The following is a 19,321-nucleotide window of genomic DNA, read 5'->3' as shown; positions in this document are numbered from 1 at the left end:
GGCTACTTGGCACACCTTCCGAGGTTCTCCTGGCCGCCGGGCGTCCCCACGAGCAGCGGTTTGCCATTGGGGCCGTCGACCAGAATGTCGGTGCCGCAGACGTAGATGTTCAGGAACGAACCGTAGGAGCCGATGCGCACCAGCTTCTTGTAGGACTCGGGCAGATTCTGAATCAGCCATTCCAGCTCATCGGACTGATCATCCACAGTCGTTGCGGTACGACCCAATTGCGCGATGGTGCTCTTCAGGTCCGGACGGGCCTGCCGCAGCAGATTGGTGAGATCACCGGTCGCACCGGCGATCCGGGGAATGGCGTCGCCGATCGGGTCCTTGTCGGCGGCCAGGCCGCTGACCAACCGCTGGAGTTCGTCAAGGGTGGTGCCGAAGGCCGCGTCCCGCTGGTCGATGGTGCCGAGCACCGTCCGCAGATTCTCGATCACGCTGCCGATCAGGGCATCTCGCTCGGCGAGGGTCTTGCCGAAGGAGCCACCACTATTGAGCAGCGACACCAGCGTGCCGCCCTGGCCCTGGAAGACCTGCAGCAGTGCCTCGGTGAGATCGTTCACCTGGGTCGGATCCAGGCCGCGCAGCAGCGGTTTGAACCCGCCGAGCAGCATGTCGAGATCGAGCGCGGGCTTGGTCCGGTCGGTGCCGAGCGTGCCGCCCTTGTTCAGGATCTGCGCGGTGCCCGTGCCTTCGACGAGTTCCAGATACCGGTCGCCGACGAGGTTCTCGTAGCGGACGGTGGCCTGGGTGCTGGTGTAGACCTTGTACTTGCGATCCACGTCGAAGTCGACGTGCGCCAGCTTGTCCTTGCCGACATACACCCGGCTGACCGAGCCGACGGGCACACCGGCGATCCGCACCTTGGCCCCGGGCAGCATGCCCGAGGAGCTGGTGAACACGGCGTGATAGCCGTTCTCCCGAGCGAAGCGCATCTGGCTGAAGATCACCCCGAGCATGGCCAGCACGACCACCATGATCAACGTGAACAGACCGAGCTTGACGGTGACCGCACGCGGTTTGAATCTCACTTCTTCACCCCCGGGATGCCGCTGAACAGCAGCTGGAACACGTTGGCATTGAAGTGCGGGTTGGTCTCCGGGTAGAAGACCTCGCCCTCGGAGGTGTCCGTGGCGAGGTAATTGGCGTTCTGGCCGTTCACGTGGTCGAGCACGCCCTCACAGTGCGGCCCGCCGGTGGCGTTCACCTTGGGCAGATCCATCGGGTACTGGTACGGCGTACCACCGGGCATGACGCCCGCGTTCATGGTGACCGCCGCATAGCGGCCACCGAATTCGTCATTGACGATCGCCATGTTCGAGCCGAGGCCGACAATGGTGCAGTAGATGGCGGACTTGTATTCGTTCAGCGTCGCGACCGTCGGCTGCAGCAGATTGAGCGCCTGCGCCAGCGGTGACGCGGTCTCGTTCAGCACCGAGGTCCCGGTATCGGCCAACCCGATCACGCTGGCCAGCATGGCATCCAGCTGCTGCTGTTCGGCCACCAGCGTGGCACTCGTGACCACCAGATTGTCGGTGGTGCGCAAGAGATCCGGCGCGGTATCGGCGTAGATATCGGCGACCGTGGTGGTCTTCTGCAAATCCGTTTGCAGGGTCGGCAGGCTCGGGTTGATCGCGCGCAGGAAGTCATCGGCGTTGACCAGTGTCTGGCCGAGCTTGTCGCCACGACCCTGCAGCGCCGAACCGAGTGCGGTCAGTGTCGAGTTCAGCTTCTCCGGCTCGATCTTCGCGAGCACATCGTTGAGGTGCTGGAAGATGGTATTGAACTCGACGGTCACAGCGGTGGCCTTGACCGTCGAACCGGATCGCAGCGAATCGGCCGAAGGATGTTGCGGTGCCACGAAATTGATGTATTTCGCGCCGAAGACGGTGGTGGATCGAATATCCACGACCGCGTTCGCCGGAACCAGCTTCAATTTGTCCGGGTCGACCGCGAGTTCGATATTCGCGCCGTCCGCGGTATTCGTCACCTTGTTCACCCGACCGATTTCCACGCCGCGGATCTTCACCTTGGCGTCGGTGTCGAGCACCAGGCCGCTGCGCGGGGCGGCGACGTTCACCTTGACGGTGTTGTCCAAGCCGCCCGCGAACATGACCAGGCAGATCGCGACGGCCGCGACAATGCCGAGGACCAGGCCGAGTCCGGCCAGCTTGACGAACCAGCCCTGCTCGACAGTTCTTGTGGGTCTTTGCTTCTGCACGAAGGCGGAGCCGATCGGGCTCACGTCCCTGTCGCGTTCTGTCACCATGTCGCCGCCCTACCCGGAGAGGTGGAAATTGCCGGAGGTGCCGTAGATGGCCAGCGACATCAGCAGCGTCACCATGACGACCGCGATGAGGGATGCTCGCACGGCATTGCCCACCGCGACGCCGACGCCGACGGGTCCGCCCGAGGCGTGATAGCCGTAGTAGGTGTGGATGAGCATGACCGCCATGGCCATGAAGATCGCCTGCGCGAACGACCAGAGGATGTCGCTGGGGATCAGGAAGGTCTCGAAGTAGTGGTCGTAGACACCGCCGGACTGCCCGTAGATCCCCACCGTCGCAAAGCGACTGGCGATGAAGGAGGCGATCACCGCCAGCGAGTACAGCGGGATGATGGCGATGATGCCCGCCAGCATGCGGGTGCCGATCAGGAAGGGCACCGGCCGGATGGCCATCACCTCCAGTGCGTCGATCTCCTCGGAGACGCGCATGGCGCCCAGCTGCGCGGTGGTGCCCGCGCCCAGGGTCGCCGCCAAGCCGATGCCGGAGATCACCGGCGCGGCGATGCGGACATTGATGAATGCCGCGAAGAAGCCGGTCAGGGCCTCGACGCCGATATTGCCGAGCGAACTGTAGCCCTGCACGGCGATGGTGCCACCGGCGGCGAGGGTCAGGAATCCGACGATCACGACGGTGCCGCCGATGACGGCGAGTGCGCCGGTGCCCATGGAGATCTCGGCGATCAGCCGGATGGTCTCGGTGCGGTAGTGGATGAGCGCCCGCGGCACGGAGGCGATGGACTGCGCGTAGAACAGCGCGTGCTTGCCGATCGAGTCGAACCAATCGGACACGCGCCGTGCGCGATTCATCACACGGGGAAAACGAGATTGGATCACGAAAGCCATCAGATCACCGCGCCGTGAACTTGATACCAACGGCTGTTACCACCACGTTGATCACGAACAACGCCATGAACGCGAAGACGACGGTCTGATTGACCGCATCACCGACACTCTTGGGGCCGCCCTTCACATTGAGTCCCAGGTAGCAGGCCACCAGCCCGGCGACGAGACCGAACAGCGTGGCCTTCACTTCGGAGATGACCACCTCGGGAAAATGCGTCAGCAGCGTGATGCCATTGACGAACGCGCCCGGGTTGACGCCCTGAAGGAAGACGGAGAAGACGAACCCGCCCAGAATGCCGACGGCGGAGACCAGGCCGTTGAGCAGGAATGCCACGAACATGGAGGCCAGCACGCGCGGCACGACGAGGCGCTGGATCGGGTCGATGCCCAGCACCCGCATGGCGTCGATCTCTTCGCGAATGGTGCGTGCGCCGAGGTCGGCGCAGATGGCGGTCGCGCCCGCACCGGCGACGATGAGCACGGTGACCATCGGGCCGACCTGCGTGACGGTGCCGAAGGCCGCACCCGCGCCGGAAAGGTCGGCCGCGCCGATTTCACGGAGCAGGATGTTGAGCGTGAAGCTCACCAGCACCGTGAACGGAATCGCGACCAACAAGGTCGGAACTATGGAAACCCTTGCGACAAACCAGGATTGATCGACGAATTCGCGTCGCTGGAATGGTGGCCGCACCAAGGCGCGAGCGACGTTGCCGGTGAGTTCGAAGAACCCTCCGACCGCTCGCAACGGTACGGCGAGGACATCATGCATTCCCGCGATTCCTCCTGCCCCTGCCTAGCTATAGCAACCGAGATTTGAATGTGATCTCGGTCCCGCCCGAAGATTAGAACACGTTCTCGTGCCATTCGGGAAGGTTTCGAGCTTTTGAACAGGGGATCTTTCTGAACAAAAGTCCAGTTTTGAGAACATGTTCACCCCCTGACCATACTGATGGGTATGGCATCTTTGTGAGACGCCACACATAGTCGATCCCCATTCCTACCAGCGGTCGACCCCGTGATCAACCGCTGGTCGCGGGCGTGAAACCCCCGCTACCGGAACTAAGGGTCGACTAACCGAGATCCATCAGCGATGACGCGGAAAACGTAGCTGTCGCCGAGCGTTCGGCGAAATAGCCGCCCAGCGTGTCCGCCAGACCTTCCCGTGTCCACTCCCCCTCGGCGTCGAAACGCCGCTCCACCACCGGAGCCGCCATCAGCGCCACCATCGGGCCGTAGACGACGAACAGCTGCCCGTTGACGGCCTCGGCCGCCGGGGAGGCGAGGAAGGCCACCAGACGCGCCACATGGTCGGGAGAGAGCGGATCCGGGCCCTCTTCGGGTGCCGCGGAGAAGACCTTCTCGGTCATGGAGGTGCGCGCCCGCGGCGCAATGGCATTGGCGGTCACGCCGAATGCCGACAGCGCCCGCGAGGCGGAGAGTGTCAGAGCGGTGATACCCGCCTTGGCGGCACCGTAATTGGCCTGCCCGGCCGGGCCGAGCAGACCGGCCTCGGACGAGGTGTTGACGATGCGGCCGTAGACCGGCGCACCGGCCTCCTTTGACTTGGCCCGCCAGTACGCGCCCGCATTGCGGGTCAGCAGGAAATGCCCGCGCAGATGCACCGCGATCACGGCGTCGAAGTCCGCGTCGGACATGTTGAACAGCATCTTGTCCCGGGTGATCCCGGCATTGTTGACCACGATGTCCAGCCCGCCGAAGGTTTCCTCGGCGGTGCGCAGCAGCGCGTCGGCGGTGGCCGATTCGGCGATACTGCCGCCGACGAACTCCGCCTTCGCGCCCAGCGCCCGGATATCGGCGAGGGTCGCGCTCACCGCGTCGTTCTCGGCCAGGTCGTTCACAATGACCGAAGCGCCGGCGCGGGCCAGCTCGAGGGCCTCGGCCCGCCCCAGCCCCGCACCGGCTCCGGTGACAATGGCAACCCGGCCGGCAAGACTCACATCAGAATCGCTCACCGGGCCGACTCTAGAACGTGTTCCACCCGTGGAGCAAGGCTGGGTTCAGCCGAGTTTCAGCGCCGCCTTCGGGCACTGCGCCACCGCGGTCTTCACATCCCGCTCCGAGCCCGCGGGCACCTCCGCTCCGATGATGTGCAGGACGTCGTCATCGTCGAGATCGAACACTTCGGGGGCGATTCCGACGCAGATTCCGTTCGCCTCGCACTGGTCGAGATCAACAGTGACCTTCATAGCTTGCTCCTTCAAGACTGGTACGGCCCGAGCCTAACAAGCACGGGGGTACAGGGACAGCCGAAACAGTTCCTCGGGGCTGTAATACTGGAACATGTTTCACCTGCTGTGTAATGATCGGCTGAACCCTGAGACGAAGGCTAGAGGTATCGCCATGCGGATCGCATACACGCCGCAACAGGAACAGCTACGTGCTGAGCTGCGTGACTATTTCGCCCGACTGATCACTCCAGAACGCCGTCAGGCGCTCTCTGCCCAAACCGGAGAATACGGTGAAGGCAATGTCTACCGCGAGGTAGTCGCCGAGATGGGCCGCGACGGCTGGCTCGCCCTGGGGTGGCCGAAAGAGTATGGCGGCCAGGATCGTTCGACCATGGATCAGCTGATCTTCACCGATGAGGCCGCCATCGCGGGCGCCCCGGTGCCGTTCCTGACCATCAACTCGGTCGCGCCGACGATCATGCACTACGGCACCGAGGAGCAGAAGAAGTTCTTCCTGCCCAAGATCGCCGCCGGTGAACTGCACTTCGCCATCGGCTACTCGGAGCCCGGCGCGGGCACCGACCTCGCCTCGCTGCGCACCTCCGCGGTGCGCGACGGCGACGACTGGATCATCAACGGCCAGAAGATGTGGACCAGCCTCATCGCCTACGCCGACTACATCTGGCTGGCCGCCCGCACCGACCCGAGCGCCAAGAAGCACAAGGGCATCTCGATGTTCATCCTGCCGACCACGGCGGAGGGCTTCTCCTGGACTCCGGTGCACACCATGGCCGGACCGGACACCAGCGCCACCTACTACCAGGACGTGCGGGTCAAGCACTCCGACATGGTGGGCCCGGAGAACGGCGGTTGGTCGCTGGTCACCAACCAGCTCAATCACGAGCGGGTCGCGCTGACCTCCTCCGCACCGCTGGCCCTGGCCGTCGCGCAGGTCACCGAGTGGGCGCGGAACACCAAGAACGCCAATGGCGGCCGCGTCATCGACCAGGAATGGGTGCAGATCGCACTGGCCCGCATTCACGCCAAGGTCGAGTACCTGAAGCTGCTCAACTGGGAGATCGCCTCCCGCGCCGACGCGGGCGGGGATGCCGCGCCACGCCCGTGGGACGCCTCCACCTGCAAGGTCTACGGCACCGAACTCGCCACCGAGGCCTACCGCGCGCTCATGGAGGTGCTCGGACCGCAGGCCTACCTGCGCCAGGATTCCGCGGGCGCGCAGCTGCGCGGCCGGATGGAGCGCATGCACCGCGCCTGCCTGATCCTCACCTTCGGCGGCGGCACCAATGAGGTGCAGCGCGACATCATCGCCATGACCGCCCTCAAGCAGCCCGCCGCCGCGCGGTAATTCTCGAAAGCTGAGTACTCCTCATGGATTTCACTCTCACCGAAGCGCAGCAGGACCTGGCTCGGCTCACCGCCGAGGTGACCGGCAAGCTGGTCACCGCCGACCGGCTGCGTGAACTCGACAAGAACACCGGCGCGGACGGCACCCCCACCGTGCGGTTCGACGACACGCTGTGGAACTCCCTCGCGGAGACCGGCGTGCTGGCGGCCACCCTGCCGGAGTCCGTGGGCGGCAGCGACCTCGGCGTGCTCGAGCAGTCCTCGATCCTGCGCGAGCTCGGCAAGTCCGTCGCCGCGGTGCCCTACCTGTGGTCGATCGTGCTCGGCGCGGGCGCGCTGGCGCGGTTCGGCTCCGAGACGCAGCGCGAACTGGCCGCCCAGGCCGCCACCGGCGCAACGATTCTCACGGTGGCGCTGAGCGAGGAGCGCAACTGGGAGCTCGCCAAGCCGGTCACCACGGCCGACGAGAACGGCACCTGGCGCATCACCGGCCTCAAGACCACGGTGCCGTACGCCCGGCAGGCGTCGCGAATCCTGGTGCCCGCCACCGTCAACGGTGCTGCCGCCGTCTTCCTGGTCGATCCGTCCGACGCCACCGTGCGCGTCTCGGACCAGATCGTCACCGACCGGTCCCCCGAGGCCGAGGTCGAATTCGCGGGCACCCCTGCGGAATTGGTCGGCACCCTGGACCAGGGCCCGGAAATCCTGGACTGGCTGCTGCACCGCGCCTGGCTGGGCCTGGCCGCCACCCAGCTCGGCACCCTCGAGAAGGGCCTGGAGCTGGTCGCCGACTACGCGCGTGAACGCGAACAGTTCAATCGCAAGATCGGCAGCTTCCAGGCGGTGGCGCAGCGCCTGGCCGACGCCTACATCGACGTGCAGGGTGTCCGCCTGGCCGTGCAGCAGGCGGCCTGGAAGCTCGCCGAAGGCCTCCCTGCCGCAAGCGAAGTCCACACCGCCAAGTACTGGGCCGCCGAGGCCGGTCACCGTGTGGCACACACGGTCGTGCACATACACGGCGGCGTCGGCATCGACCGCGACCACATCGTGAACCAGTACTTCACCGCCGCCAAGCACAATGAGTTCGCGCTCGGCGGTGCGAACGATCATCTGCGCGCCCTCGGCTCGCTCCTGGCGGAGCCTGCCAACTAAGATCGAAAAGCGGCGAGGCGGTGGTCCATCCGGACCACCGCCTTTCTGGCTTTTCCTGGGGGTGTGTGGTGAGTCCACGGTATATAACCGTGTCGCGGCAGTCGCTGATGCTCGCGATCCCGCTGGTGATCGTGCTGGGGGTGTTCGTCGGACTGGTTACGGCTCAGGCCATTCGGGCCGACGACTCGAATCCGAACGCCAGCGCGGCGACGACCACGACCACGCTGCGGCCGGTGTCGACGTCCACGATCCCGACCACCTTCCTGAAGCCGGTCGCGGCGACACCGGAAGCCAATACGCTGAATTCCGGTCTGCGCCTGCCGGACTGGCAGTGCGAGCTGCAACCCCTGAACGATATGAGCGCCGAGAGCCAGCGCACCTTCGTCGAATCCGGGCTGCAATGCCTGGAGCGGATCTGGCTGCCCGCCCTGCGCGATGCGAACATCGTCGGTACGGTGCCGCCGGTCAAGCTCGTCCTGGTCGAGAACGACCAACCGGCCTGCAACAATCACAAGACGGCCAGCCCCACCGAGGTCGCCTTCTACTGCGCGAACACCGTGTACTGGCCCGTCGCCGACGAAAGCCGCAAGGATCTCGGCGCGAAGGACTGGGACCTGTATCTGTTCCTGCTCATGCACGAATACGGCCACCACGTACAGGAATTGACGGGCCTGTCCCGCGTCGCGGATCACCGGCAGCAGGATGCCGGTGTGGACTCCCCCACCGGACTGCTGCTCAGTCGCCGCGTGGAACTGCAGGCCCAGTGCCTGGCCGGAATGGCCATGGCCGCGGCCGAACAGGGCGGCGCGCTGTCCGCCCGCAAGGTCGGCCACATCATCGACGACGAGTCCAATATGGTCGAGGAAGAGGTGCACGGCTCCTCCGCGAGCAATTACCGCTGGACCCAGGCCGGTTATCGGGACCGGGCCACCACGGCCTGCAACACCTGGACCGCCGCCCCGGACGAAGTGAATTAGCTTCCGCCGCTAGGGCACCAGAGGCCCGGCGAGCACCCGCTCGCCCGCCGCACGGTCACCCGTCCACGTAAATACCGCGTCCGAAGCGGGCGTACGTCCCCACAGTGCCAGCAGCAGATCCGATGCGGTGCCTGAGATTTCGGCGACCGCCTCCCCCGGGCCATAGGTCCAGCTCTGGCCGGTATCGGTGGCCCGCAGCGCGAGCGCGACCTCCGGCGCGGTCGCCAGCCCGCGATAGATCATGCGCTGCGCGAACATCTCGAACACCTCGGTGATCCCGTCCTCGGCCAGCTCGGTCTCGAACGGTTCGGCCGTTCCCAGCGCGTTCTGCCCATCCCACAGATGCATCAGGGTCTCCTGCGCCCGCCGACGCCGCCAGAACCCGACCGTGCGCGGCATCGACCGCGCGAATATCCAAGCCTCGGTCTCCGGATCCACCGACAGCGCTTCGACAATCGCCGCGGCCGTCCCGTCGTACCAGGGCCGCAGCTCCCCCGGATCCCTGGGCGCAGGCTCCCCCTCATACTTCCCGTGCAGTTCCGCGACCGCGGTGACCACCCACATATTCCCTTGCCCCACATGGTCTGCCAGGTCATAAAAGGTCCAGTCCCCGCACGACGGCACCGGCGCGCCGAGATCCACATCCGCATCGATCAATTCACCGAACGAAGTGAGCTTGTCGCGGAGAATGCCCAGGAAATCCATAGCGGTCACGGTAATGGGAACCGGCCCGCAGCGCCGATCGATCCGCGGGCCCCTCTCGGGTGGGCGTCAGTTCGCGCCGGGGTACGCCATGTAGAACGGCTCCCACTGGTGGCCGTCCAGGTCGATGAAGGTGCGGCCGTGCATGCCGACCTCGGCCTCCTGTGCGCGCTTGTCGGCATTGACCTCCTCGGTGGCGCCGGCCAGGACCGCGGCGTCGGTGAGGGCGTCGACCTCGGCGGCACTGCCCAGCGAGATGGCGTAGAGACCGTTCACGGTGCCGACCGAATCGCCGAGCGGGCGGGTGCTGAAGGTGGTGAAGAAGTCCTTGGTCAGGAGCATGAGGCAGATATTGTCGTCGACCACGATGCAGGCGGCATTGCCATCGGTGAAGTCCTGGTTCACCTTCCAGCCGATGGACTCGTAAAAGTTCTTGGAGCGCTCCAGGTCGGAAACGGGGAGATTGATGAAGATCATCTTGCTGGCCATGGCGGTCCGTCCTTTCGCTCCGCAATCCCTATTGCGGTGTCACTCGGTGTCTTAGATGAGGACGGGATGAGCCGGGAAAACTCATCGGCCCCGCTCCGATGTGGTCTGTGACACATCATTTGCTCATCGCGTCATCGGGGGCCGATCAAGCGTGCGAGAGTGGCGGGTGGAGGTGCCCGATGAAGTACAGCTACCTGGTTGCCCTCACCGGAAGCGGCGGAACGGTGCCGCCCGAACTCGGCGTGGTGCGCCGCCTGATCCGCCGCGGGCACCGGGTGACCGTGCTCGCCGAGGAATCCATGGCCGCCCAGGTGGCCGCCACCGGAGCACTGCTGAGACCGCGCGCGGGTCATGGATACGCCCGCGACACCGCCGCCGAAATCGACAGTGACCGGCCCGATCTGGTGCTGGCCTCCTATTTCGCCTTCGGGGCCATGGTCGCGGCGCAGGCCCGCGAGGTGCCGTTCTCGGTGCTCATTCCCGGTATCTACCCGCTGCCGGTGGAGGGCGGCCCGCCACCCGGCTCCGGATTCCGCCGGGCGAACGGACCGGTCGGCCGTCTACGCGACCGCATGGTCGGCACCATGGTGCAACGCCGCTGGGACCAGGAACTGCTGCCCCAACTCAATGCTCTCCGAGCCGATTTCGGCCTGGAACGCGTGGCCCACTATCAGGACCAGGCCCAGCTGGCCCACCGCCAACTCGTATTGTCCAGCGAGACTTTCGAATTCCCCGGCCCCCGCCCCGACGGCGTCCGCTGGGTCGGCCCCATCCTCGACGATCCGGACTGGGCCGCCGACACCGCGTGGACGGTCCCCGACGGCGGCAACCCCGTGGTCCTGGTCTCCCTCTCGACCACGTTCCAACGCCAAACCGACTGTCTCCAGCGCATATCCGACGCCCTCGCCACGCTCCCGGTGCACGGCGTCATCACCACCGGCCCCGCCGTGGACCCCGCCGAGCTGACCGCCCCGCCCAATGTGACAGTCCTGCGCACGGCCCCGCACCGGCGCATCATGCGCCACGCCAGCCTGGTCATCACCCACGGCGGCCACGGCACGCTGATGAAATCGTTCGCCGCCGACCTCCCCGTCGTGATCCTCCCGCACGGCCGCGACCACGCCGACAACGCAGCGCGTGTCCGCGCCCACGGGGCCGGAATCACCCTCCCGCGCACCGCTTCTCCGCAGCGTATGGCCCGCGCCATCCGCCGTATCCTCAAAACTCCGGCCCCTTATCGCGCCGCCGCCGCTCTGGGCGGCATCATCCGCCGCGAAGCCCACGCCGACCATCTCCTGCACGAACTCGAACCCACCTCCGAAGGCCCGGACCTGGTCCCCGACCGCGACTTTCCGGTCCGAGAACTCGAATCCTGATACTCGAGTCCTGATAGCCGAACGGCCCGCAGGGAGGAATCCCGGCGGGCCGTAACGCATGTCGCCGCTGTGCGCCGGACCACCCCGGCGCAGCCCCGAAGGGTGCGGCGACGGGGTCTAGGGGCGGAGTTCGGGGGCGAGCCCGAAGAGGGGGAAGAGCTTCTCGGTGTCGAGGAAGAAGGTGAGGCCGGAGATGCGGTCGCCGTCCAGCTCGAGGGTGGTGATGGACCAGGGGACCCACACGCCGGGCTCGTCGGCGCTGGGCTTGTAGTGGCCGAAGGCGGGAAGGCCATTGGCGCCCAGCGGGATCAGGCGGGAGTCGCGGCAGGCATGGCCGGTGCCGAGCATGAAGGCGGCCACATTCTCCGGGCCGGAGATCCAGAGCGAGAACGGCGGCATGGACAGCGCCACATCGGCTTTCAGCAGCTCGGTGAGCGCGCTCATATCGTAGGACTCGAAGGCGGTGACGAAATCGTCGACCAGCTTGCGCTGCTGTTCATCGGCCTCGTCGAACACGTCGGAGACGGTGGAGCTCTCCTGCACCTTGGACATGGTGGCGCGGGCGCGCTGCAGGGCGCTGTTCACCGAGGCCGGGGAGACATTGAGCATGTCGGCGGTCTCGCTGGCCGAGAAGCGCAGCACCTCCCGCATGATGAGGATGGCGCGCTGGCTGGCGGGCAGATGCTGCACCGCGGCGACGAACGCCAGCCGCAGCGTGTCCTTCGTGCTGGCCGCCTCGGCCGGATCCGCACCGAAGGCCAGGGCATTCGGAATCGGTTCCACCCATACGTAATCCGGCTCCGGAGCCGGGAGTGAGGAATCCGGGGTGGAGGGGCCGTTCAGGTCCATGGGCCGGGCACGGCGCTGCGGACCGTCCAGCATGTCCAGACAGACATTGGTGGCGATCTTGTACAGCCAGGACCGAATGCTGGACCGGCCCTCGAACGAGTCATAGGACTTCCAGGCGCGGGTGAAGGTCTCCTGCACCGCGTCCTCGGCCTCGAAGGAGGACCCGAGCATTCGATAGGCATAGGCGCACAGCTCCCGCCGATGCCCTTCGAAGGACTGCAATACCTCGTCCGTAATCGTCGCGGACCGGCCTGCCTGCTCGCTCATGAGGGACACTCTGTCACAACCCACCGACAAGAATCACGGGTCGAAATTGACTGTGCCCGCCTGTTTTGCAACAGGCGGGCACAGCTTTCACAGGAGCCTCGTGCGTCGCTATTCGGCGGGTGCCCGGTTGCTACTTGGCGGGGGCCTGAGCGTGATTGTCGGCCTCGCGCTCCTGCGTCTGCGCCAGCGCCCACTTGTAATCCGGCTTGCCGGCGGGCGACCGCTTGATCTCGTCCACGTACCACAGGCTGCGCGGCAGCTTGTAGGACGAGATCTCCTGGATCAGCGTGGGCCGCAGGTCATCCAGCGTCGGCTTCTGCTCGCCGCGACAATGCACGACCGCGACCACCCGCTGTCCCCAGCGCTCGTCCGGCACGCCGACCACGAGCGCGTCGAAGACCTCGGGATGCGCCTTGAGCGCGCCCTCGACCTCTTCGGGGTAGATCTTCTCGCCACCGGAGTTGATGCTGACCGAGCCGCGACCCAGCATGGTCACCGTCCCGTCCTCCTCCACGCGGGCGTAGTCGCCCGGGATGGAGTAGCGGGTTCCGTTGAACTCCTTGAACGTCGCGGCGGTCTTCACCGGGTCGTTGTAGTAGCCCACCGGGATATTGCCCTTGCGGGCGAGCATGCCGACCTGCCCGGACCCGGCCGCGACCGGATTGCCGTCCTCGTCCAGCACCTCGGTGGAGGCGTCGATCTTCACTCGCGGCCCGCCGGTGTGGGTGGCGCCCTTGGTGGCCACGGCCAGACCGCCGAACCCGGTCTCCGAGGAGCCGATGGAGTCGGTGATGAGCGCGTTCGGGAACTTCTCGATGAACTCGTCCTTGAGCGAGGGCGAGAACAGCGCCGCGCTGCTGGCCAGCACCCACAGGGTCGAATGCTGGTACGGCTGACCGGTTTCCGGGTTTCCCTCGGACAGCGCGTCCAGCATCGGGCGGGCCATGGCGTCACCGACGATGAAGATCATATTGACGCCGTGCTGCTCGATCGCCTTCCACACGGTGTGCGCGCCGAACTCCGGCAGCATGACCGCCTTGCCGCCGTCGAACAGGCTGTGCAGGGTCGCGGTGAACGCGCCGCCGTGGATCAGCGGCGGGATCGGGTAGCGCACCATCGGCGCATTGCCGCTGGCACCGCCCTTGGACTGTTCCCACTCGTCCTGGATGAATTCACCGGTGTAGAAGTTGATGCCGCCGCCGAGAACTCGCCACCAGTCCTCTTGCCGCCACATCACGCCCTTGGGCAGGCCGGTGGTGCCGCCGGTGTAGATCATCATGATGTCGTCGGAGGAGCGCGCTTCGAAGTCCCGCTCGCCGTGCGAGCCGGCCAGTGCCGCTTCGTATTCCACCGCGCCGGTCGGCGTCGGCAGATCGGTGCCGTCCTCGACGAAGGTGACCGAGGTGATCTTCGGGACGTTCGGCAGCACATTGGCCACCTTGTCGCTGTAGCGCCGCTCGTGGATGAGCGCGACCATGTCCGAGTTCTCGAAGATGTATTGCAACTCGTTCTCGACGTACCGGTAGTTCACATTGATCATGACTGCCCGGATTTTGAAGATCGCCACCAGAGCCTCCACGGCCTCGATGGTGTTGCGCGCGTACACGCCGACCTTGTCGCCCGGCCGCACGCCCTGTTCCTGCAGGTAGTGCGCAAGCCGGTTGGCTCGGTCCTCCAGCTGGGCGTAGGTCACCGAACGGGTGTCATCGACCAGCGCGACACGTTCCGGCATGAGATCGATGGAGTGTTCGACGAGGTCCGCTATGTTGTAGCTCACAGCATCAAAATAGAACGTGTTCTCGTATGAGGCAAGGCGCAAATTCAACTTGGCCCGATGACCGGATGTGGCCCACGCCACAGACTACGGACCCGAATGCCGAAAAGGAATAGCACGATGCGAAACCCGCCCGGGGCACCCGGGCGGGCTGCAAATTTAGAACGCGTTCTACGATCCGATGATCGGCTTCAAACGCGCGAATTGCTCGGCATCGCGCACGCCCACGAGCATCATGGTGACGCCCGCCTTCTCCCACACCAGCAACTGCTCACGCACGTGCGCCTCATCGCCGATGATGGTGGTGTCCAGGATCAGCTGATCGGGCACCGCGGCCGCCGCCTCCTCCTTGCGGCCGGTGCGGAAGAGATTGGTGATCTCGTCGACCTGCTCGCCGTAGCCCATGCGCCGGTAGACCTGGGCATGGAAATTGAGTTCCTCCGCACCCATGCCGCCGATGTAGAGCGCCATGAACGGGCGCAGCCGATCCAGTTCGGCCTGCGGGTCATCGGTGAGGATTACCTGTGCGGTGGCGGCGATGTCGAAGTCCTCCCGCGAACGCCGGGCACCCGGGCGCGCGAATCCCTCATCCAGCCAAGAGTTGTACATATCGGCCAGTCGCGGCGTGTAGTAGATGGCGAGCCAGCCGTCGGCGATCTCGGCGGTGAGCGCCACATTCTTCGGCCCCTCGGCACCCAGCCAGATCGGCAGATCCGCACGCAGCGGGTGGGTGATCGACTTGAGTGGCTTGCCGAGCCCGCTGGCGTCGGATCGGTTGTAGGGCAACGGGTAATGCGGCCCGGCATTGGTCACTTTGCCCTCGCGGGCGAGCACCTGCCGGATGATGTCGACGTATTCGCGGGTGCGCTGCAACGGCTTGGCGAACGGCTGCCCGTACCAGCCCTCCACCACCTGCGGCCCGGAGACGCCGAGGCCGAGAATGGCCCGGCCGCCGCTGAGGTGATCGAGGCTGAGCGCCGCCATGGCGGTGGCGGTGGGCGTGCGCGCCGACAGCTGCACCACGGAGGTACCCAGCTTCACCCGATGGGTGCTCGAACCCCACCAGGCCAGTGGCGTGAAGGCGTCCGATCCCCAGGATTCGGCGGTGAAGACGGCCTCGAATCCGGCCTCCTCGGCGGCGATCACCAATTCCTGAGCCTTGGCGGGCGGCTGTTGTCCCCAATATCCGAGTTGCAACCCAAAGCGCATGTTCGGTTCCCTTCCCACTTGGGCTCTTGCGACCATCTTTAGAACCTGTTCTACTCGATCTCGTGACTCTGGGGAACACCGAAGTACTCGCCGCACCGCTGCGGATGACATTCGACTACACCCGTTCCGTCGGACCGACCATCGGACGATTCCTCACCGGCCTGCGCGGCGGACGAATCGTCGGCGTGCGCGGTACCGATGGGCGCGTGATCGTGCCGCCTGCCGAATTCGATCCGAAAACCGCGGAACCGCTGACCGATTTCGTGGACGTCGCGGACGTGGGCACCGTCGAGACGTGGAGCTGGGTGGCCGAACCGCTGCCCGGCCAGCCGTTCGACCGGCCCTTCGCCTACGCGCTCATCAAACTCGACGGCGCGGATACCGCGCTGCTGCACGCCGTGGATGTGGCCACTCCGGCCGATATCTCCACCGGCATGCGGGTGCGCGCCCGCTGGGCCGCCGAGCGCACCGGCGACATTCACGACATCGCCTGCTTCGAACCGGGCGAAACCTCCAATGCCCCGGCCGAATCCGATGCGAACACCGAACCGGTGACCGGCATCATCACCCCGGTCGATCTGGAGTTCAAGCACACCGCCTCGCCGCAGGAGACCGAATTCCTGAAGGCCATCGCCGAGGGCAAGCTGCTCGGCGCGCGCGCAAAGCTGGACGGCAAGGTGTACTTCCCGCCGCGCGGCGCGGACCCGCGCACCGGCGAACCGACCGAGGACTATGTGGAGGTGTCCGACAAGGGCATCGTCACCACCTTCTGCATTGTGAACGTGCCCTTCATGGGCCAGCGCCTGAAACCGCCCTATGTGGCCGCGTATGTGCTGCTCGACGGCACCGATATCCCCTTCCTGCACCTGGTGCTGGGCGTGGACGCGAGCGAGGTCCGCATGGGCATGAAGGTCGAGGCGGTGTGGAAGCCCCGCGAGGAATGGGGCCACTCCATGGCCAATATCGACCACTTCCGGCCGACCGGCGAGCCCGATGCCGTGTACGAGACCTTCTCGCACCACCTGTAAAGGCTGAAAACGTTGAGCGACAACGCAACCGATATCGCGGTGGTGGGCTTCGCCCACGCACCGCACGTTTCGGAAACCTGGGGCACCACCAATGGCGTGGAAATGCTGGCCCCCTGCTTCCGCGAGCTGTACGCCGACCTCGGCATCAGTACCCCGGATATCGACTTCTGGTGCTCGGGTTCCTCCGATTACCTGGCGGGACGGGCCTTCTCGTTCATTTCCGCGATCGACTCGATCGGCGCGGTGCCGCCGATCAATGAATCGCATGTGGAGATGGACGCCGCCTGGGCGCTGTACGAGGCGTGGGTGAAACTGCGTTCCGGACAGGCGCAGACGGCGCTGGTCTACGGCTTCGGCAAGGCCTCGGCCGGAACGCTGCGCCAGATCCTGACGCTGCAGACCGATCCGTACCTGGTCGCGCCGCTGGGCCCGGACGCCTACTCGATGGCGGGCCTGCAGGCCCGCGCCGGTATCGATGCCGGTCGCTGGACCGAGCGGGATATGGCCGAGGTCGCGGCGCGCAGCGCTGCCCGCGGTGCCGCCGTCGACGAATCGGATATCGAAAAGCTGCTGGCCGCGGCGTATGTGGCCGATCCGCTGCGGGCGCATGACATCGCCCCCATCACCGATGGCGCGGCCGCCATCGTGCTGGCCGTCGGCGACCGGGCGCGCGAACTGTGCGAACGCCCGGCCTGGCTGACCGGCATGGCGCACTACATCGACACCCCGATCCTGGGTGCACGCGACCTGACCGCCTCGCAGTCCACCACCCTCGCGGCGAAGGCCGTAACCGGTGGCGACGCAAGCGGTTTCGATGTCGCCGAGCTGCACAACCAGTTCAGCCACGAACAGCTGATTCTGGCCCAAGCCATCGGGCTGGACGAGCACACCCGGATCAATCCCTCGGGCGGTCCGCTGGCGGGCAATCCGATGTTCGCGGCCGGTCTGGAGCGAATCGGCTTCGCCGCCAAGGAAATCATCAATGGCACCGCGAATCGCGCACTGGCACACGCCAGTAGCGGTCCCGCGTTGCAGCAGAACCTGGTCGCCACCCTGGAGGCAAAATGAGTTACGCGGCCGCGGTGCTCGGCACCGGACAGACTCACCATGTGACCAAGCGGTCCGATGTTTCGATGGCGGGCATGTGCCGCGAGGCCATCGACCGCGCTCTCACCGATTCCGGCCTGACCATGGCCGATATCGACGCCGTCGTGATCGGTAAGGCCCCCGACTTCTTCGAGGGCTCCATGATGCCGGAGCTCTTCCTCGCCGATGCGCTCGGTGCGACCGGTAAACCGCTGCTGCGCGTGCACACCGCGGGCTCGGTCGGCGGCTCCACCGCGGTCGTGGCCGCCAGCCATGTGCAGGCGGGCGTGCACGGCAAGGTGCTCGCCATCGCCTGGGAGAAGCAGTCGGAATCGAATGCCATGTGGGCACTGTCGAATCCGGTGCCGTTCACCATGCCGGTCGGCGCGGGCGCGGGCGGCTACTTCGCCCCGCACGTGCGCGCCTACATCCGTCGCGCCAATGCGCCGCTGCACATCGGGGCCATGGTGGCGGTGAAGGATCGCCGCAATGGCGCGCGAAACCCGTTCGCGCACCTGAAGCAGCCGAACATCACGATGGAATCGGTGACGGCGTCCCAAATGCTGTGGGATCCCATTCGCTTCGATGAGACCTGCCCGTCCTCGGACGGCGCGTGCGCCATCGTGATCGGCGACGAGGCCTCCGCCCGCGCGGTCGAGGCGACCGGCAAGAAGGTGGCCTGGATCCACGGCACCGCCATGCGCACCGAACCGCTCGCCTACGCCGGGCGCGATCAGGTGAACCCGAAGGCCGGGCAGGCGGCCGCCGCCGCGCTGTGGAAGCAGGCCGGGATCACCAATCCCCTGGAGGAGATCGACGCGGCCGAAATCTACGTCCCCTTCTCGTGGTTCGAACCCATGTGGCTGGAGAACCTCGGCTTCATGCCGGAGGGCGAGGGCTGGAAGCTCACCGACGCCGGTGAGACCGCCATCGGCGGAAAGCTGCCGGTCAACCCGTCGGGCGGCGTGCTGTCGTCCAACCCGATCGGCGCGTCCGGCATGATCCGCTTCGCCGAATCCGCCAAGCAGGTCATGGAGCGGGCCGGGGACTATCAGGTCGAAGGCGCGCGCAAGGCGTTCGGGCATGCGTATGGTGGTGGCTCGCAGTACTTCTCGATGTGGGTCGTGGGGAGTGAGAAGCCGTGACGACGACAACCGAACACCCGGCCAGGATCGCCGGTGCCGCCTCGCAGGGCGCCGTGCGCGCCCGCGACAAGGCGGCCTGGGTGGCGTTGTTCGCCGCCGACGGCATTGTCGAGGACCCGGTCGGGCCCTCCTTCTTCGACCCCGAAGGCAAAGGCCACCGCGGCGCGGAAGCCATTGCGGCCTTCTGGGACAAGGCGATCGCACCGACCGAGTCCATCGAGTTCCGCTTCGAGGACTCCTTCGCCTGCGGGGGTGAGGTGGCCTTCACCGGTCTCATCCGCACCCGCATGGGCGGACAGGTCATCGACGCCGAGGGCGTCTTCACCTACAAGGTGGACGAGGACGGCAAAATCCTTGCCCTGCGGGCCTTCTGGGAGCAGGAACGCGCCATGGCGACCATGAAGCCGGAGTAGCTCTTCAATTCTCGTGCCCGCCTGCTATCGCAGGCGGGCACGCAGGAAATACAAGGCGGGGGGGGGGGGGGGGGGGCCCGCCCGCCGGGGGGGGGTGGAACGGGGCGGGCGCGGGCGGGGGGGTTTCTTGGCGGGTCTGGCTTATTACGTTGGTGCGCCCCCCGCCG

The 19,321-nt window shown here is 66.2% G+C and carries 19 protein-coding genes; 8 read left to right on the top strand and 11 right to left on the bottom strand.

Going from position 1 to position 19,321, the window contains the following annotated elements:
- Positions 1-2 precede the first annotated feature (2 nt).
- From AB0N05_RS29650 to AB0N05_RS29625, 6 genes are all read right to left on the bottom strand, one after another.
- The gene (locus AB0N05_RS29650) at positions 3-1,034 is read right to left on the bottom strand and encodes an MCE family protein (protein ID WP_364699822.1); all 1,032 of its coding nucleotides are present in this window, start codon (positions 1,032-1,034) and stop codon (positions 3-5) included.
- On the bottom strand, positions 1,031-2,272 hold the full coding sequence (locus tag AB0N05_RS29645; protein WP_364699820.1) for an MCE family protein: 1,242 nt from the start codon (positions 2,270-2,272) through the stop codon (positions 1,031-1,033). The genes AB0N05_RS29650 and AB0N05_RS29645 overlap by 4 nt, the downstream gene beginning before the upstream one ends.
- A 9-nt stretch (positions 2,273-2,281) precedes the next feature.
- Positions 2,282-3,097, bottom strand: a complete 816-nt coding sequence (locus tag AB0N05_RS29640) for an ABC transporter permease (RefSeq protein WP_364699817.1) — start codon at positions 3,095-3,097, stop codon at positions 2,282-2,284.
- Positions 3,098-3,137: 40 nt separating this feature from the next.
- Positions 3,138-3,902, bottom strand: a complete 765-nt coding sequence (locus tag AB0N05_RS29635) for an ABC transporter permease (RefSeq protein ID WP_364699815.1) — start codon at positions 3,900-3,902, stop codon at positions 3,138-3,140.
- Between the two features lie 301 nt (positions 3,903-4,203).
- On the bottom strand, positions 4,204-5,106 hold the full coding sequence (locus AB0N05_RS29630) for a 3-oxoacyl-ACP reductase (RefSeq protein ID WP_364699813.1): 903 nt from the start codon (positions 5,104-5,106) through the stop codon (positions 4,204-4,206).
- Between the two features lie 45 nt (positions 5,107-5,151).
- Complete coding sequence (locus AB0N05_RS29625) at positions 5,152-5,340, bottom strand: ferredoxin (RefSeq protein WP_364699811.1); 189 nt, start codon at positions 5,338-5,340, stop codon at positions 5,152-5,154.
- A gap of 154 nt (positions 5,341-5,494) precedes the next feature.
- Here AB0N05_RS29625 and AB0N05_RS29620 point away from each other — a divergent pair, with 154 nt between their 5' ends.
- The 3 genes from AB0N05_RS29620 to AB0N05_RS29610 all read left to right on the top strand — a co-directional run bounded on the left by AB0N05_RS29620 (position 5,495) and on the right by AB0N05_RS29610 (position 8,816).
- Complete coding sequence (locus tag AB0N05_RS29620; protein ID WP_364699809.1) at positions 5,495-6,688, top strand: acyl-CoA dehydrogenase family protein; 1,194 nt, start codon at positions 5,495-5,497, stop codon at positions 6,686-6,688.
- Between the two features lie 23 nt (positions 6,689-6,711).
- The gene (locus AB0N05_RS29615; protein ID WP_364699807.1) at positions 6,712-7,839 is read left to right on the top strand and encodes an acyl-CoA dehydrogenase family protein; all 1,128 of its coding nucleotides are present in this window, start codon (positions 6,712-6,714) and stop codon (positions 7,837-7,839) included.
- Between the two features lie 89 nt (positions 7,840-7,928).
- The gene (locus AB0N05_RS29610; RefSeq protein WP_364699805.1) at positions 7,929-8,816 is read left to right on the top strand and encodes a neutral zinc metallopeptidase; all 888 of its coding nucleotides are present in this window, start codon (positions 7,929-7,931) and stop codon (positions 8,814-8,816) included.
- 9 nt (positions 8,817-8,825) lie between these two features.
- Here AB0N05_RS29610 and AB0N05_RS29605 read toward each other — a convergent pair whose 3' ends face one another.
- Positions 8,826-9,521 carry a maleylpyruvate isomerase family mycothiol-dependent enzyme gene (locus AB0N05_RS29605; protein ID WP_364699802.1) on the bottom strand — a complete coding sequence of 232 codons (696 nt, stop codon included), beginning with the start codon at positions 9,519-9,521 and terminating at the stop codon, positions 8,826-8,828.
- Positions 9,522-9,587: 66 nt separating this feature from the next.
- Entirely contained in the window at positions 9,588-10,007 is a 420-nt protein-coding gene (locus AB0N05_RS29600) for a VOC family protein (protein WP_364699800.1), read from the bottom strand.
- A gap of 179 nt (positions 10,008-10,186) precedes the next feature.
- Here AB0N05_RS29600 and AB0N05_RS29595 point away from each other — a divergent pair, with 179 nt between their 5' ends.
- A complete protein-coding gene (locus AB0N05_RS29595) occupies positions 10,187-11,383 on the top strand; it encodes a nucleotide disphospho-sugar-binding domain-containing protein (RefSeq protein WP_364699797.1) in 1,197 nt (398 codons plus the stop codon).
- A gap of 117 nt (positions 11,384-11,500) precedes the next feature.
- Here the strand turns inward: AB0N05_RS29595 and AB0N05_RS29590 are convergent, their stop codons facing one another.
- The 3 genes from AB0N05_RS29590 to AB0N05_RS29580 form a co-directional block, all read right to left on the bottom strand.
- Positions 11,501-12,499: a sigma-70 family RNA polymerase sigma factor gene (locus tag AB0N05_RS29590; protein WP_364699795.1), complete on the bottom strand. Its 999-nt coding sequence runs from the start codon at positions 12,497-12,499 to the stop codon at positions 11,501-11,503.
- A 130-nt stretch (positions 12,500-12,629) separates the two neighbouring features.
- Complete coding sequence (locus AB0N05_RS29585; RefSeq protein WP_364699792.1) at positions 12,630-14,276, bottom strand: acyl-CoA synthetase; 1,647 nt, start codon at positions 14,274-14,276, stop codon at positions 12,630-12,632.
- Positions 14,277-14,444: 168 nt separating this feature from the next.
- Entirely contained in the window at positions 14,445-15,482 is a 1,038-nt protein-coding gene (locus AB0N05_RS29580; protein WP_364699790.1) for an LLM class F420-dependent oxidoreductase, read from the bottom strand.
- 62 nt (positions 15,483-15,544) lie between these two features.
- Here AB0N05_RS29580 and AB0N05_RS29575 point away from each other — a divergent pair, with 62 nt between their 5' ends.
- Genes AB0N05_RS29575 through AB0N05_RS29560 form a run of 4 tightly spaced genes read left to right on the top strand, consistent with a single transcriptional unit; the run spans position 15,545 to position 19,154 of the window.
- The gene (locus AB0N05_RS29575; RefSeq protein WP_364699787.1) at positions 15,545-16,510 is read left to right on the top strand and encodes an OB-fold domain-containing protein; all 966 of its coding nucleotides are present in this window, start codon (positions 15,545-15,547) and stop codon (positions 16,508-16,510) included.
- A 12-nt stretch (positions 16,511-16,522) separates the two neighbouring features.
- Positions 16,523-17,578 carry a thiolase domain-containing protein gene (locus AB0N05_RS29570; protein WP_364699785.1) on the top strand — a complete coding sequence of 352 codons (1,056 nt, stop codon included), beginning with the start codon at positions 16,523-16,525 and terminating at the stop codon, positions 17,576-17,578.
- Entirely contained in the window at positions 17,575-18,741 is a 1,167-nt protein-coding gene (locus AB0N05_RS29565) for a thiolase domain-containing protein (RefSeq protein ID WP_364699782.1), read from the top strand. Before AB0N05_RS29570 ends, AB0N05_RS29565 begins: the two co-directional genes overlap by 4 nt.
- Entirely contained in the window at positions 18,738-19,154 is a 417-nt protein-coding gene (locus AB0N05_RS29560) for a nuclear transport factor 2 family protein (RefSeq protein ID WP_364699780.1), read from the top strand. The genes AB0N05_RS29565 and AB0N05_RS29560 overlap by 4 nt, the downstream gene beginning before the upstream one ends.
- Positions 19,155-19,321: the final 167 nt, after the last annotated feature.

The organism is Nocardia sp. NPDC051030, from assembly GCF_040683015.1.
Lineage (GTDB): Bacteria > Actinomycetota > Actinomycetes > Mycobacteriales > Mycobacteriaceae > Nocardia.
The sequence above is the reverse complement of the archived record's forward strand: the minus strand, read 5'-3'. Positions and strand labels throughout refer to the sequence as shown.

Excerpts from the sequence above, each read along its gene's own strand:
- AB0N05_RS29635 (WP_364699815.1), bottom strand. The coding sequence starts at position 3,902 with ATGCATGATGTCCTCGCCGTACCGTTGCGAGCGGTCGGAGGGTTCTTC.
- AB0N05_RS29620 (WP_364699809.1), top strand. The coding sequence starts at position 5,495 with ATGCGGATCGCATACACGCCGCAACAGGAACAGCTACGTGCTGAGCTG.
- AB0N05_RS29640 (WP_364699817.1), bottom strand. The coding sequence starts at position 3,097 with ATGAATCGCGCACGGCGCGTGTCCGATTGGTTCGACTCGATCGGCAAG.
- AB0N05_RS29605 (WP_364699802.1), bottom strand. The coding sequence starts at position 9,521 with ATGGATTTCCTGGGCATTCTCCGCGACAAGCTCACTTCGTTCGGTGAA.
- AB0N05_RS29590 (WP_364699795.1), bottom strand. The coding sequence starts at position 12,499 with ATGAGCGAGCAGGCAGGCCGGTCCGCGACGATTACGGACGAGGTATTG.
- AB0N05_RS29600 (WP_364699800.1), bottom strand. The coding sequence starts at position 10,007 with ATGGCCAGCAAGATGATCTTCATCAATCTCCCCGTTTCCGACCTGGAG.
- AB0N05_RS29625 (WP_364699811.1), bottom strand. The coding sequence starts at position 5,340 with ATGAAGGTCACTGTTGATCTCGACCAGTGCGAGGCGAACGGAATCTGC.
- AB0N05_RS29615 (WP_364699807.1), top strand. The coding sequence starts at position 6,712 with ATGGATTTCACTCTCACCGAAGCGCAGCAGGACCTGGCTCGGCTCACC.
- AB0N05_RS29595 (WP_364699797.1), top strand. The coding sequence starts at position 10,187 with ATGAAGTACAGCTACCTGGTTGCCCTCACCGGAAGCGGCGGAACGGTG.
- AB0N05_RS29645 (WP_364699820.1), bottom strand. The coding sequence starts at position 2,272 with ATGGTGACAGAACGCGACAGGGACGTGAGCCCGATCGGCTCCGCCTTC.
- AB0N05_RS29580 (WP_364699790.1), bottom strand. The coding sequence starts at position 15,482 with ATGCGCTTTGGGTTGCAACTCGGATATTGGGGACAACAGCCGCCCGCC.
- AB0N05_RS29565 (WP_364699782.1), top strand. The coding sequence starts at position 17,575 with ATGAGTTACGCGGCCGCGGTGCTCGGCACCGGACAGACTCACCATGTG.